General features: G+C 73.9%; 13 protein-coding genes. 2 read left to right on the plus strand and 11 right to left on the minus strand.

Going from position 1 to position 14,029, the window contains the following annotated elements; translation table 11 throughout:
* The first annotated feature begins 19 nt into the window (after positions 1 to 19).
* On the plus strand, positions 20 to 1,267 hold the full coding sequence (gene purD / locus GA0070562_RS01770; RefSeq protein WP_091414097.1) for a phosphoribosylamine--glycine ligase: 1,248 nt from the start codon (positions 20 to 22) through the stop codon (positions 1,265 to 1,267).
* On the opposite strand, the gene GA0070562_RS01775 is transcribed toward purD, so the two are convergent.
* From GA0070562_RS01775 to GA0070562_RS01790, 4 genes are all read right to left on the minus strand, one after another.
* On the minus strand, positions 1,251 to 2,762 hold the full coding sequence (locus GA0070562_RS01775) for a N,N-dimethylformamidase beta subunit family domain-containing protein (protein ID WP_091414099.1): 1,512 nt from the start codon (positions 2,760 to 2,762) through the stop codon (positions 1,251 to 1,253). The two genes, purD and GA0070562_RS01775, sit on opposite strands and share 17 nt — an antisense overlap.
* 77 nt (positions 2,763 to 2,839) lie before the next feature.
* Positions 2,840 to 4,405 carry an AMP-binding protein gene (locus GA0070562_RS01780; RefSeq protein ID WP_091414101.1) on the minus strand — a complete coding sequence of 522 codons (1,566 nt, stop codon included), beginning with the start codon at positions 4,403 to 4,405 and terminating at the stop codon, positions 2,840 to 2,842.
* Positions 4,406 to 4,572: 167 nt separating this feature from the next.
* Positions 4,573 to 5,787, minus strand: coding sequence for an acyl-CoA dehydrogenase family protein (locus tag GA0070562_RS01785; RefSeq protein WP_091414103.1), 1,215 nt, complete (start codon positions 5,785 to 5,787; stop codon positions 4,573 to 4,575).
* A 1-nt stretch (position 5,788) separates the two neighbouring features.
* Positions 5,789 to 6,241, minus strand: a complete 453-nt coding sequence (locus GA0070562_RS01790; protein WP_091414105.1) for an SCP2 sterol-binding domain-containing protein — start codon at positions 6,239 to 6,241, stop codon at positions 5,789 to 5,791.
* A 78-nt stretch (positions 6,242 to 6,319) separates the two neighbouring features.
* Between GA0070562_RS01790 and GA0070562_RS01795 the strand changes: the two genes are divergently transcribed.
* Entirely contained in the window at positions 6,320 to 6,958 is a 639-nt protein-coding gene (locus GA0070562_RS01795) for a TetR/AcrR family transcriptional regulator (protein ID WP_175438589.1), read from the plus strand.
* A 6-nt stretch (positions 6,959 to 6,964) separates the two neighbouring features.
* Here GA0070562_RS01795 and GA0070562_RS01800 read toward each other — a convergent pair whose 3' ends face one another.
* The 7 genes from GA0070562_RS01800 to GA0070562_RS01830 form a co-directional block, all read right to left on the minus strand.
* Positions 6,965 to 7,582, minus strand: coding sequence for a DedA family protein (locus tag GA0070562_RS01800; protein ID WP_091414108.1), 618 nt, complete (start codon positions 7,580 to 7,582; stop codon positions 6,965 to 6,967).
* A gap of 24 nt (positions 7,583 to 7,606) precedes the next feature.
* Positions 7,607 to 8,866 (minus strand): adenylosuccinate synthetase, encoded by a 1,260-nt coding sequence (locus GA0070562_RS01805; protein ID WP_091414111.1) that lies wholly within the window; start codon positions 8,864 to 8,866, stop codon positions 7,607 to 7,609.
* The gene (locus GA0070562_RS01810; RefSeq protein WP_091414113.1) at positions 8,863 to 9,822 is read right to left on the minus strand and encodes a hypothetical protein; all 960 of its coding nucleotides are present in this window, start codon (positions 9,820 to 9,822) and stop codon (positions 8,863 to 8,865) included. The genes GA0070562_RS01805 and GA0070562_RS01810 overlap by 4 nt, the downstream gene beginning before the upstream one ends.
* A 10-nt stretch (positions 9,823 to 9,832) precedes the next feature.
* Positions 9,833 to 10,774, minus strand: coding sequence for a BUD32 family EKC/KEOPS complex subunit (locus GA0070562_RS01815; protein ID WP_091414115.1), 942 nt, complete (start codon positions 10,772 to 10,774; stop codon positions 9,833 to 9,835).
* Positions 10,771 to 11,523, minus strand: coding sequence for an NUDIX hydrolase (locus GA0070562_RS01820; RefSeq protein ID WP_091414117.1), 753 nt, complete (start codon positions 11,521 to 11,523; stop codon positions 10,771 to 10,773). Before GA0070562_RS01820 ends, GA0070562_RS01815 begins: the two co-directional genes overlap by 4 nt.
* 86 nt (positions 11,524 to 11,609) lie before the next feature.
* Positions 11,610 to 12,665, minus strand: coding sequence for a MaoC/PaaZ C-terminal domain-containing protein (locus tag GA0070562_RS01825; RefSeq protein ID WP_254663705.1), 1,056 nt, complete (start codon positions 12,663 to 12,665; stop codon positions 11,610 to 11,612).
* Positions 12,665 to 14,023 (minus strand): 3-oxoacyl-ACP reductase, encoded by a 1,359-nt coding sequence (locus tag GA0070562_RS01830; RefSeq protein ID WP_091414119.1) that lies wholly within the window; start codon positions 14,021 to 14,023, stop codon positions 12,665 to 12,667. Before GA0070562_RS01830 ends, GA0070562_RS01825 begins: the two co-directional genes overlap by 1 nt.
* Positions 14,024 to 14,029 lie beyond the last annotated feature (6 nt).

Consider the following 14,029-nt stretch of genomic DNA (forward strand, 5'->3'; position numbering starts at 1 on the left):
GGTCAGTAGGATGCCGGTCGTGCGCGTACTTCTTGTGGGTGGTGGTGGGCGGGAGCACGCTCTCGCGCTCGGACTCGCCGGTGACCCGGCTGTCGAGGCGCTCGTCGCGGCTCCGGGCAATCCGGGGATCGCGGCCGTGGCGCAGCTGCGGGAGGTGACACCCACCGACCCGGCGGCCGTGGCGGCCCTCGCCGTCGAGGTCGCGGCCGACCTGGTGGTCGTCGGGCCGGAGGCGCCGCTGGTGGCGGGCGTCGCCGACGCGGTACGCGCCAAGGGCATCGCGGTGTTCGGCCCGAGCGCGGAGGCGGCCCGGCTGGAGGGCTCGAAGACGTTCGCCAAGGACGTGATGACTGCCGCGGCAGTGCCGACCGCCCGCGCGTACACCTGCGAGGACGCGGCAGCGGTGGCGCGTGCGCTGGACGAGTTCGGTGCGCCGTACGTGGTGAAGGACGACGGGCTCGCCGCCGGCAAGGGCGTGGTGGTCACCGACGACCGGGCCGAAGCCGAGCGGCACGCCGCGGAGTGCGGCCGGGTGGTGATCGAGGAGTACCTGTCCGGCCCCGAGGTCTCCCTGTTCGTGGTGACCGACGGCGAGGCGGCCGTGCCGCTGCTGCCGGCGCAGGACTTCAAGCGGGTCGGCGACGGCGACACCGGGCCGAACACCGGCGGCATGGGCGCGTACGCGCCGCTGCCGTGGGCCCCGCCCGGCCTCGTGGACGACGTCATGCGCGACGTGGTGCACCCGACGCTGGCCGAGCTGCGCCGCCGGGGCACCCCGTTCGCCGGCCTGCTCTACGTGGGCCTGGCGATCACCCCGTCCGGCCCGCGCGTGATCGAGTTCAACGCGCGCTTCGGCGACCCGGAGACGCAGGTGGTGCTCGCCCTGCTGGAGACGCCGCTGGGCGGGCTGCTGCACGCCGCCGCCACCGGCACGCTGGGCGTGCACCCGCCGCTGCGCTGGCGCGACGGCGCGGCGGTCACCGTCGTGGTGGCGGCCGACGGCTATCCGGCGGGCCCGCGTACCGGTGACGTGATCACCGGCGCGGACCGCGCCGGGATCATCCACGCCGGCACCCGCCGGGACGCCGACGGCACGTTGCGCTCCGCGGGTGGCCGGGTCCTCTGCGGTACGGCGACCGGGCCGGACCTGGCCGCCGCGCGCGACGCCGCCTACGCCCTGGTACGCGACGTCGAGCTGGCTGGTTCCCACCACCGCACCGACATCGCGTCGGCGGCGGTGGACGGCCGGATCACGGTCCCGGGCTGACCGCTGCGGGGCGCCGGCCGGCCATCCGGTTCAGCACGTTCGCCGTGGCCCGCTCGATGCGCGGGTCACGGTGCCCCTGCCGGTCCAGTGCCAGGGTCCAGCCGAGTGTGCCGCTGGCGAAGACCACCGCGCCGCGTGCCGTCTCGTAGACGTGGCTGTTCTGGACCCGCCGCCCGCCCTGCTGGGCCGGGTACGGCGATGAGCTGAGCGTGGTTCCGGCGGGCCGGGCGAGGGCGGCGTGCACCCCGTCCGCCTCGCCCGCGACCACCCCCGGGATGCGGTCGCCGTCTGCCACGCCGGTGCCGGCCCACACCCAGTTGTCGGCACCGCGCACCACGAGCGGCTGCGGGGTCAGCACGATGCCGTTGTACTGCACGCCGAGCAGCGCCTGTTCAGGCTGGTCGAGGATTCGCCAGGTCAACGTCGGGTCGCTGCCGTCGGCCCCCCGGCGGGGGTCGGTCTTGGCGCACTCGACGACCCGTTCGGGGCGGCCGTCGGCGGCGGGGTGGATACGGGCGTGCCAGTAGACGCTGTTCGCGCCGAGGAACGCCAGGCTGGTGCCCCCGGCCAGTCCGACCTCGGTGGCCCGGCGCATCTCGGCCGACCAGTACTCGTCGTGCCCGCAGAAGACCAGGCCCCGGTACCGGGCCGGATCGAGCCGGCCGGAGTGCAGGTCGAAGCTGGTGGCGTAGCTGACGTCGTACAGGTTGCGTTCCAGCCACCGGATCGCGGCCTCGTCGCGGTCGAAGTGGAAGGGCCGGCCGGCACCGGAGTAGGGACGGTCGAACGTGACAGCGCGGGCTCGTAGCTCGGGGTCGCGCCGCCCGTCGGGCCGGTAGCCGCCGTACAGGCTCTTGCCGACCCGCCGGTCGCGCGGCCACTGGTTGTACGCCTGCCAGGTGGTCACCGGCAGCACCACGCACAGCGCGGCCGGGCGCCGGTCGTCGCGCACCACGAACGGCGCGCAGGCCTGCCAGCCGTCGGCCGAGGTGAAGACCGCCTGGTAGAGGCCGGAGGTCCAGTCGTGCGGGACGGGCAGCCGCCAGGACACCGGCCACCGGCAGTCGAGCACGCCGGTGTCCGGGTCGGCGATCGGCACCGGATGCGGCACGCCGCGCAGCTCGGGGCTGGTCAGCATCGTGCGGGCGCCCGCGCCGCCGTACCAGCCGAGGCGGTGCACGCTGATCCGGAACCGTCCGGCCGGGTTGACCGCGACGTGGAACTCGATCTCCTCGCCGTGGGCGACGCTCGTCGTCGAGGCGTACCCCTGGATCTGGCGCTGGCGGTCGTCGGCGGCCCGACCGTCGTCCTCCGGCCACCACGGCTCACCGGCGGCGCGGTTCTCCCGCTCGACCGGCGAGACCGGCGGGATCGGCAACCGGTTGGGCGAGTCGCCGGGCCGGCCGCCGAAGACCGGGTCGAGCGGGCCGAGGGCGACGGCGGACGCCCCGCCGACGAAGAGGCCGAGAGCGGTACGGCGCCGAAATCGGTCCATTGTGGTACACCCCGTCTCCCCGTTCGATCGGGGGAGACCGTAGCACCGGGAGGGCCGAGTTGTCTGACCGATGTCGATCAGTCGAAGTAGCGGCGCAGCTCCCGGCTGAGCACCTTGCCGGTGGCGTTGCGCGGCAGGTACTTGACGAACACCACGTCGCGGGGCACGGAGAAGCGGGCCAGGTAGCGCCGGACGTACTCGCGGACCGCCTCCGGGTCGAGCGTCTCGCCGGTGCGCAGCGCCAGGAACGCGGCCAGCCGCTGGCCGTAGTCGGGGTCCGGTACGCCGATCACGGCGACCTCGCGGACCTGCGGCAGCCGGGCGATCAGGTCCTCCACCTCGGACGGGAAGACGTTCTCGCCACCGGAAACGATCATGTCGTCGGCGCGGCCGTCGACGAAGAGGAGCCCGTCGGTGTTGAGCCGGCCCAGGTCGCCGGTGTCCAGCAGGCCGTCGCGGCTCTCCCGGCCGGTGCCCGAGGTGTAGCCCTCGAACAGCATCTCGTTTCCCACGAAGATGCGCCCGACCTCACCGTCCCGGACCGGCCGGCCGTTCTCGTCGAGGATGGCCAGCCGGGTGCCGTGCGGCGGCCGGCCCGCGGTGGTGGGCGCGGCGCGCAGTTCGCGTGGGCCGGCGATGGAGGCCCAGGAGACCTCGGTCGAGCCGTAGAGGTTGTAGAGCACGTCGCCGTAGCGGTCCATGAACGCGGTGGCCAGGTTGCCGGGCAGCGCGGATCCGCTGACCGCCACCACCTTGAGCGGCGGCCGGGGCTGCGGCGGCGCGACCTCCATCAGCCGTTGCAGCATCACCGGTACGGCGAACATCGCGTCGCACCGCTGATCGACGAGCGCGGCGAGCGTGGCGGCCGGCTCGAAGCGGCGGTGCAGCACCACGGTGGCGCGCAGCGCGAACGAGACCTGAAGCGCGGCGTACCCCCAGGTGTGGAAGACCGGCGCGGCGATCATCACGGTGTTCTTCGCGTGCAGCGGGATGCGGTCGATGATGGACACCAGCGGGCCGAAGCCGTGCGGGGTGGGCCGGCGGGCGCCCTTGGGCGCGCCGGTGGTGCCGGAGGTGAGCACTATGGTGCGCCCGTCGCGCTCCGGCGGCTGGAGCTTCTCGCCGGGGACCGCCGCGGCGATCAGCTCCTCCTGCCGCCGCTCGTCGACCCGGTGCAGCTCGGCCGGGAGGCCGAGGACGCGCTCGGTGAACTCGCCGTCGTGCACCAGGACGCGCAGGCCCTGTTCCTCGGCCACTGTCACCAGTTGCGCGGCGGACAGCCCGGTGTTGACCAGGACGGCGTCCGCGCCGAGCAGCATCGCCGCCACTATCGCCTCGATCAGGCCGTGGTGGTTGCGGCAGAGCACACCGACCCGGTCGCCGGTCTGGACGCCGAGGTGGGACCGCAGTGACCGGGCCAGCCGTTCGGAGCGGTCGAGCAGTTCCTGGTACGTCATGGTGGCGCCGCGCTCGTCGACCACGGCGACGCGACCGGGGTCGCGGGCGGCGGCCTGGCGCAGCTCCCCGGCGAGGCTCCAGCCCCACCGGCGCAGCGCGTTGAGCTGGGAGACCACGCGGATCGGTCCGCCCGGGGCGAGCAGTCCACGTCGGGTCAGCGTGGCGGCGATGAACGGCAGGTCCACGGCGCAACTCCTTCGCGTTCGTGGTTCGTCGACCAGGCTCCGGACGGTCGGCCGTCCGGTTCTGCATGATCTTGTGCCCGATCGCGGTTCGGGTCGGCCCGGGAGCGGCGGCCCGGCCCGCGACGGCGCGAGGCGTCGTCACGGGTCGGGCCGCGGCCCGCCGGCGGTCAGCGGATCTGCATCCCGGAGATGGCCCGGGAGATGACCAGCCGCTGGATCTCGGAGGTGCCCTCGAAGATGGTGTAGATCTTGGCGTCGCGGTACCACCGCTCGACCGGGTGGTCGCGCAGGAAGCCCGCGCCGCCGAGGAGCTGGACCGCCTTGTCGGTCACCGAGACGGCCACCTCACCGGCCTTGAGCTTGGACATCGAGCCCTCGCCGGCGGTGAACGGCCGGTTGTTGCGGCCCATCCAGGAGGCGCGCCAGACCAGCAGCCGCGCCGCGTCGATCTCCATCTTCATGTCGGCGAGCGCGAACGCGACCGCCTGATTCTGGATGATCGGCCGTCCGAACTGGACCCGCTCCTTTGCGTAGTCCAGGGCGTACTCGTATGCGGCGCGGGCCACGCCGAGCGCCTGCGCGCCGACTGTCGGGCGGGACAGCTCGAACGTCCGCATCGCCGCCTGGCCGGAGGCGCGCTGCCCGGACCGGGCACGGGCCAGCCGCTCGTCGAGCGCGTCCTTGCCGCCGAGCAGGCAGCGGCCGGGCACCCGGACGTCGTCGAGGAAGACGTCAGCGGTGTGCGAGGCCCGCAGCCCGAGCTTGCGCAGCTTGCGGGTGGCGGTCAGACCGGGCGTGCCCGGGGGTACGACGAACGCGGCCTGGCCGCGCGAGCCCAGCTCGGGCTCGATCGAGGCGGTGACCACGTGCACCCCGGCGATGCCGCCGTTGGTGGCGTACGCCTTCTGCCCGTTGAGCACCCACTCGTCGGTGGCCTCGTCGTAGACGGCGCGGGTACGCATCGAGCCGACGTCGGAGCCGGCCTCCGGCTCGCTCGTGCAGAACGCGGCCACTGCCGGCTGGTCGACGTCGCCGAAGCACTGCGGCACCCACTCGACGAGCTGGTCGGGGGTGCCGGCGCCGTAGATCGCGGCGACCGCGAGGGAGGTGCCGAAGATGCTCAGGCCGATGCCGGCGTCACCCCAGAAGAGTTCCTCGCTGGCGATCGGCAGGGAGAGGCCGGTGGGGTCGGCCCAGCAGGTGGCGAGGAACTCGAACCCGTACAGGCCGACCTTCGCCGCCTCCTGGATGATCGGCCAGGGGGTCTCCTCCCGGGCGTCCCACTCGGCCGCGGCCGGGCGCACGACCTCGGCGGCGAAGCCGTGCACCCAGTCGCGAAGGTCCCGCTGTTCCTCGTTCAGGTCTAGCGAGAACTCGGCCATGTCAGCCCTTGGGGATGTCGAACAGGTTGGCGATGTTGGCGGCCAGGCCCAGGTCGCCCTTGGCCTTCAGCTTGCCGGTCATGAACATCATCACCGGGTTGGCGCCGCCGGAGACGATCTTCAGGAACTCGACCGGGCCCATGGTGAGGCTCAGCTTCGGGTCACGGGTCGGGGTCTCCGAGGCGGTGCAGGTGCCGTTCTCGATGACGATCTCGTAGGTGTCGGTGCCACCGTCCGGGCGGCCGGTGATGTTCCAGTGGATGACCGCGTTGGTGGCACCGGCGCGGTCGGCGCGGAACAGCGTGGGCATCCGGTTGAAGACCTCGCTGAGGATCTTGCCGCGCGCCTCGCCGGACATGATCTCGGCCATCTTGGCATCCGGCGTGGACTTGACCAGCTGCGCGAACTCCTTCGGGCCGACGTTCGCGAAGTTGGCCGGGTCGAAGTCAGTCATGGGGGATTGCACCTCTCGGGCGGGGCCACTTTGGTTACTCTGGCGTAACCTTACGCACGGGTAGGTATGCTCGCAAGGGTGTCCAGCACGCCGACCTTCAAGCGCCTCCCTCGGGCCGTACGCGAGCAGCAGATGCTCGACGCGGCGGTGAAGGTGTTCTCCCGCCGCGGCTTCCACGCCGCCAGCATGGACGAGATCGCCGACGACGCCGGCATCTCCAAGCCGATGGTCTACGCCTATCTCGGCACCAAGGAGGAACTCTTCATCGCCTGCCTGCACCGGGAGAGCACCCGGATGATGGAGGCGATCGCCGGCGCCGCCGCCCCCGACCTGCCCGCCGACGAGCGGCTCTGGCGCGGGCTGCGTGCGTTCTTCGGCTTCGTCGGCGCACACCGGGACGGCTGGGCGGTGCTCTACCGGCAGGCCCGCGGCTCCCAGCCGTTCGCCGCCGAACTCGCCGCCATGCGGGGCCGGCTGGTCGAGGTGGTCGCCGGGATGCTCGACCACGCGCTGCGCGCCTCCGGCCGTGAGGTCGGCGCCACCGACCTGGAGGTGGTCTCGTACGCGCTCGTCGGCGCCAGCGAGTCGCTCGCCGACTGGCTGGCCGACCACCCCGAGGCCGACGCCGGGAAGACCGCGACCCGGATGATGAACGTGGCCTGGCTCGGCGCCGACCAGTTGCTGCGCGGCGTCAGCTGGCATCCGCCGGTGGCGTGACGCCGGTCAGCGGGGCGCGGCGGCCCGCCGGTGCGCCCGCCGCCGGCCCCAGCGGACGGCCTCGAACAGGCCGGTGACGGCCAGCGAGATGGCGACGCCGGCGAGCAGCCCGGACAGCGGGTTGTGCTCGAACGCCAGGCCGCCGAAGTAGCCGAGCAGCCCGCAGTAGATCCCCCAGGTTGCACACGCCAGGCCGTCGTACAGCAGGAACGTGCGTGCCGGATAGCGGACCGCGCCCATGGTCAGCGTGACGGCGGTCCGGCCGCCGGGGACGTACCGGGCGGTGGTCAGGATCATCCCGCCGCGTCTGTCGACCGCCCGGCGGGCCCACTCCGAGCTGGCCCGCCGCCTGCTGTCCGCCGGGAACCGGGCCAGCCGGTGCGCGCCGCCGCCGCGCCCGATCCCGTACGAGATGTGGTCGCCGACGAGCGCGCCGAACGCGGCGGTCACGATCACCAGCACCAGGTTCGGCTCGCCGCCCGCCGCGAAGACCCCGGCGGTGATCACCACCGTCTCGCCCGGTACCGCCGGGAAGAACGCGTCGACCGCGGTGACCGCGATGATCAGCAGATACACCCACGGCGAGGTCACCGTGTGGTGCAGCAGGTCGAGCACGTCCCCCATGCACCCATGCTCGGTGGTTCGGTGTCAGGCAGGGGCGCTTCTCAGGCAAAAGGCGTCGAGCAGGGGCCCTTCCTTCTCCTCGGCCGTGGGCCCGCGCGAGGTGAGCACCACCGGCGCCCCCAGCGCCTCCGAGACGGTCGCCGCCCAGTCGCCCGGCGCCGCGTCCAGCACCGGCCGGGCGCGCAGCAGCCGCCGGGTGAGCGCGGCCTGCCGGTCCAGGTCACCGGCCGGGCCGGGGACGAGCCGGTCGGTGTCCTCGTACCGGCGGCAGATCCGCAGACCGGGACCGGCCAGGTCGAGATGGGTCAGCGCCAGCCCGTCCACGCCGCCCGCCACCTCCAGCGCGTACCGGTGGGCGACCGCGTCGAAGTGCCCGAACCGGAACCGGCCCTGCCAGGGATTCGCCGAGTTGTGCCGGTCGGTGAACGGCAGCGCCGCATCCTCGGTGACCAGCGGCCCGGGACCGTGCCGGGTGGTGGTCGTCCGCAGCACGCCGAGCCGCTGCGCGGTCCCGGCCATCCCCGCCTCGGCCAGCAGCGTCTCGGCGTTGGCGAACGTCGTGGTGCTCCACGTCGTGTACGGGTGGAAGCCGTGCCACTCGTCCAGCAGCACCCCCTGCGCGCCCTCGAACACGCAGGTGCCCTCGCGCAGCGCGCCCGCGAGCCAGGTCCGGTCGACGATCGCCACCCGGCGCGCGAAGGCCGCGTACGCGGGCAGGCAGTCCTCCACCGGCGGCGCGTCCAGTGGTCCCAGCTCGGCGGTGAGCCGGTCGCGCAGCGCGGCCAGCCGGCGGCGCAGCACCGCCGGGCGGCGGCAGTCCGCCACCCGGGGTGCCTCGTCGGGGTGGGCGAGGCCGTACGCGACCGCCTCGCCCACCCCGAGCCCGCAGGAGCCGTGCCGGTCGGCTCCCCGGGCGATCTCCCGGGCGCGGTTGGCGGCCCGGTGGTACGGGGTGGCGAGCAGCGCCTCCCCGTCCACCGTCAGACGGTCGAGCGCGTCGGGCACGCCGACCGACGCGAGGTGGTCGGCCTCGGCGGCCAGCGCCAGCGGGTCCACCACCACGTGCCGCGCCAGGTGCGTCCGTACGCCCGGACGGAACGTCCCGGCACCGAACTGCGCGAACGTGTGGTGCCTCCCGTCGCGCAGGACGACGTTGTGCGCCGCCTGCGCGCCCCCGTTGAACCGGACCACCGTGTGGACCTGCCGGGTGGCGCAGAGCAGGTCCACCACAGTGCCCTTGCCGGCGTCGCCGTAGCCGAGGTCGACCACCATCACGTGGTTCACAGCCGGGTGACCCCGCTTCCGCCGTCGGCCGGGCTGAACGGCAGCGTCGCCACCGCGCGCCGCCCCGAGCCGAGCCGGGCCAGCGCCTTCGACACGGTCCGGGTGGCGGCGGAGCCGGCCCGGTCCAGGTCGCGCAGCCCGGCGTCCAGGTCGATGGCCTGCTCGCCGAGGCCGACGGTGAGCGCGATCGTCTCGCAGACCGCGTCCAGGTCGTCCAGCTCGACCGCGTTCTGCCCGAGCAGGCCGCGCCAGAAGTCGAGCACCTTGCGGTTGCCCGCGTAGTGGCTGCCGGCGGGCAGCAGGTAGTAGGTGTCCCAGCGCGCGGTCACCTCGTCGACGATCTGCCGGACCGGCACGTCCTCCCGCAGGTCGTCGCCGATCAGCCGGGTCACCTCCGCGGTCTTCACCGCCGGGTACGCCAGCTCGTCGCCGATGATGAACAGGTAGCCGCGCCGGCCGCGCTTGTCCCAGCTGTCGGTGGCCGTGTGCCGGGCCATGAAGTACAGCGCCAGCTCGTACGACTCCATCATCTGGCCGCCACCGCCGCCCTCCAGCACGATCCGGCCGAGGTCGTCGTCCATCCGGTTGTCGGACTCGAACTGCCCGACCTGCAACGGCACCCGGTCGCAGGTGGCGTCGCCGATCGCGCCGAACATGACCTGCGGATCCTTGGCGTACCCCTGGCGCAGCAGCAGGCCCAGCAGCTGCGGCAGCTTGCTCTGCAACACCCGGGGCACGTGCCCCATCGAGCCGGTGACGTCGAACAGCACGGCGATCGGCGTCGACTGCGGGTGCTCGGCGGAGTCGCGGCTCTCCCGCAGCGCGTCGCGCGGGTCGAGCGCCGGGTGCACCTTCCGTGCGCCGCTGTCGCTGTACGAGAACGCGCTCCTGCCGGTGCGGCGCCGGTAACGGTCGGCGGCGTCGTACACGTCGGTGGACCAGATTCCACTGCCCATGGCAGCCTCCCTACGGGTTGAGGGTGAAGGGTCGGAAGGTGCGCGGCCCGTACAGCCGGTGCAGCACCTCGTCCAGTTCGCGCAGCAGCCGCCAGGCGTCGTCCGGCCGGATGGCGAGCGCGGTGCCCTGGCAGCCGTCGGCGAAGGCGCGCAGCTCGCGCGGCGTGCGGTCGCCCATCAGCCAGGTCATGCAGCGGGTGGCCATCGCGATGTCGGTGCCCGGGCCGCACTGCCGCTTCGCGGCGACCTCCGGCGGATACCAGTCCTCGTGGCCGGGCACCAGCGCCGGCACGAGCCCGCCCGGCTCGGCCGAGAAGCACCAGTCGACGAGCACCACGCCGTGCGCGTCCGGCTCGACCAGCACGTGCCGGGGCAGCACCGCGCCGTGCACCACGCCGGCCCGGTGGGCCAGGCCGAGCGCCACGAGCAGCCGCCGCCACATCCAGGCCGCGTCGCGCGGGTCCAGCCCGTCCGGGTACGCGCGGCGCACGTCGTCCAGGCTGTGCAGCCCGGGTACGGTCACCAGCTCGTTGACCTGCCGTTGCACCCCGCTCGACGGGTCACGCGCCGGGTAGGAGTCGACGAGCCGGGGCACGTACGCGAGGTGCCGGGCGTCGCCGTGCTCGGCGATCCGGCGCAACGCGCGCGCCTCGCGGGCCATCAGGTCGTTGTCGCCCGGGTGCCGGGCCACCTTCAGCAGCCGCCCGTCCCCGTGGTCGTGCAGGTCGGCGACGTCGCCGGCGTACGTCGGGGCGGGGGTGCGCCACCGGGTGGTGACGGTGACGAGCGCGTCGGCGGCGGCGGCGCGTACCAGCGGGTCGGCCGCGCCCAGCCGGTCGGGGTGCAGCGCGCCGACCAGCTCGCGGTAGCGGCGGGCCGGCTCCTGCGTGCCGAACAGGTCGGCGTCGGTGCGCGCGGCGGTGACCAGCCGGATCGCCTCATCGGTCCTCACCGCACCGTCTCCTCCCGGGCGGGGCGCAGCAGCGCCGGGTGCAGCAGCCGGGCGTCTCCGGCGCGGTAGAGCTTGGCCCGGGGGCCGCCGCGCGCGCCGCCGCGTTCGGTGCTGCCGCCGGTGCTCTCCACGAAGCCGGGCACCGAGAGCACCTTGCGGTGGAAGTTGCCGGCGTGCAGCGGGTGGCCCCAGACCGTCTCGTAGACCTCGCGCAGCTCGGTGATCGTGAACTCGGGGGCGAGGAACCGGGTGGCCAGCGGCGTGTACTCCAGCTTGGAGCGGGCGCGCTCCAAGCCGTCGTCGATGATCCGGCCGTGGTCGAAGGCGAGCTGCCGGCTGGTCAGCGCGGTGACGGGCAGCCAGATCGCCTCGTCGGCGTCGGTGTCGGCGACCGGCTCGGGCAGGTCGGGGGCGAACGCCAGGTGCGCGACCGAGACCACCCGCATGCGCGGGTCGCGATCGGGCGCGCCGTAGCTGCCGAGCTGTTCCAGGTGCACTCGGCGCAGCCGCTCGCCGCCGAGGCCGGTCTCCTCGGCCAGCTCGCGCCGGGCACCGGTGGCCAGGTCCTCGTCCGGCTGGACGAAGCCGCCGGGCAGTGCCCAGTGCCCCGCGTAGGGCGGCGCGCCCCGGCGGATCAGCAGCAGGTGCAGCGCGCCGTCGCGGATGGTCAGCGCGACCACGTCGACGGTGACCGCGACCGCCGGGTAGTCCCGGGGGTCGTACCCGGCGAGGAAGTCCTGCTCGTTCACGGCCGCTCACTCTCTCAGGTTGAGAACAACTCAATCTGAGAACAACTTAGCGCCGAAAAGAGGGGACGGCAAGTCCCCTCTTTCACTCAGCGCACGGAGCCGACCAGGTGCGGTCTCCCGTCCCGGCCGCTGTGCAGCGCGAAGTCCCAGCCCGCGCCCGCCGCCGAGGCGCTGAACGCCACAGTCGACGGCAGCGGCACCGGCAGCTTGAACGACACGTCCACCGTGTACGCCTCGGGCAGCCGCGGCTCCAACGCGGCCAGGCAGCGGGCCTTGCTCCACATGCCGTGCGCGATCGGGCGCGGGAAACCGAACAGCCGCGCGCCCAGCTTCGAGGTGTGGATCGGGTTGTGGTCGCCGGAGACGCGCGCGTAGTCCGTACCCACCTGGGGTGTCACCCGCCACTGGGCCGAGAAGGCCGGCGGCGCCGGGCGGTCACCCCGGTCGCGCCGCGGGCCGCCGCCTGCGGCGCGCTCCTTCCCGAGGTACGTGGACACGCCGCGCCACACCTCCTCGCCACCGATCGACCCGATCAGCACCACGTCGAGCTGGCGGCCCCGCTCGTGCGGGCGCAGGTTCTCCGCGTACGTGTGGAAGTCGACGCTCTCGCCGACCTCGACCGGCCGGTGCACGGTGATCCGGTTGGCCACGTGCACCACGCCGGTGAGCGGGATGGGAAAGCCCGGACCCGTCATCAGCCGCAGCGACAGCGGGAACCCGAGCACGTGCAGGTACGTCGCCGGCAGCCGGTCGGTGAGCCGGAACCCGCAAACCCGGTCGTAGTCCGCCAGGTGCCCCTGGTCCACCGCGACCCCGCCGACGGCGAGTTCAAGCCCCGGCACGTCCGTCCCGCGCCGCCCTCCGACCCCAGGCACTGCTCCCAGCAGCGCACGCCGGTAGAGCGCCCCACTCGCAGGCAACCCGTCCAGCGCGACCCGCCGCCGTCCCGCCGCCCCTTCGCTCGGCCGATCATGAGGTTGGCTGCCTTGTGGATCTCCAGAAGTGCCGTCAACTTCATGATCGCCGGACGCTGGGCGGGCGTTGGTCTGGGCCAGGGCGGCGGCTCGGGCGGAGGTCAGGTCGCGGGTGGGGCCCTCGATCAGGTCGTGCAGGGTCAGGTCCTCCTCGTGGTCCTTCGCCATCACGCCCCCAGCAGGCTCTGGCCGCAGACCCGGACCACGTTGCCGCTCACCGCGCCGCTCGCCGGCCAGGAGAGCCAACCGATCGTCTCGGCCACGTCCACCGGCAGGCCGCCCTGGGCCATGCTGTTCATCCGCCGTCCCGCCTCGCGGATGGTCAGCGGGATACGCGCGGTCAGCCGGGTCTCGATGAAGCCCGGCGCGACAGCGTTCAGGCTGATCCCACGCTCGCGCAGCACCGGGGAGAGCGAGTCGACCAGGCCGATCACGCCGGCCTTGCTCGTCGCGTAGTTGGTCTGCCCCCGGTTGCCGGCGATCCCGGCGATCGACGAGACCGACACGATCCGGCCGCCGGCCGGGATCAGGTCGCGTTCCAGCAGCACGTCGTTGATGCGCTCCTGGCTGGACAGGTTCACGTCGATCACCGAGTCCCACCGGTCGGCGTCCATCCGGCCCAGCGTCTTGTCCCGGGTGATGCCCGCGTTGTGCACCACCACGTCGACCCGGCCGTGCCGGGACGCCAGATGCTCCGCCAGCCGGGTCGGCGCGTCCGGCGCGGTCAGGTCGAGCTGCACCGCGCTGCCGCCGATCTCGTTGGCGACAGCGGCCAGCTCGTCCCCGGCCGCCGGGATGTCCAGCGCCACCACCTGGGCGCCGTCGCGGGCGAGCACCTTCGCCAGCGCCGCGCCGATGCCCCGGGCCGCGCCGGTCACCAGCACCACCTGCCCGGAAAGCGGCCGGTCCCAGTCGGCGGGCGCGACGGCGGTGCCGGTGCCGACGCGTACGACCTGGCCCGAGACGTACGCGGAGCGGCCGGAGAGCAGGAACCGGAGCGTGGACTCCAGGCTCACCGGGGTGCCGGCGTCACCCTCGCGGGTCACGTAGACGAGCTGGGCGGTCACGCCCCGGCCGAACTCCTTGCCGATGCTGCGGGTCAGGCCCTCCAGCGCGCGCTGGGCGGTGGCCTCCCGGGGAGAGCCGCACTCGGCCGGCGGGGTGCCCAGCACGATCACCCGGCCGCTGGGCAGCAGCGACCGGGCCTGCGGGTGGAAGAAGTCGTAGAGCTGGCGCAGCCCGGCGGAGTCGGTGATGCCGCTGGCGTCGTACACCAGGGCCGCGAAGCGGCGGTCGGCGTCGTGCGCGGCGACCGGGTCGGCCAGCTCGACCCCGGCGGCGGTCAGGATCTTGCCGGCCGGCTCGGCGATCCGGCCGCCGGCCGAGGAGCCGAGCAGGACCGGCCCCGGAACGAGCGGGTCGCCCGGCGTGTGCCGGCGCAGTCGGGGCGGGTCGGGCAGCCCGAGGCGCTTGACCAGCGCGCGACCGGCCCCCGTCTGGACGAAGCTCGCGTACCTGTCGGTCATAGGCGT

The organism is Micromonospora tulbaghiae, assembly GCF_900091605.1.
Taxonomy (GTDB): Bacteria; Actinomycetota; Actinomycetes; order Mycobacteriales; family Micromonosporaceae; genus Micromonospora; species Micromonospora tulbaghiae.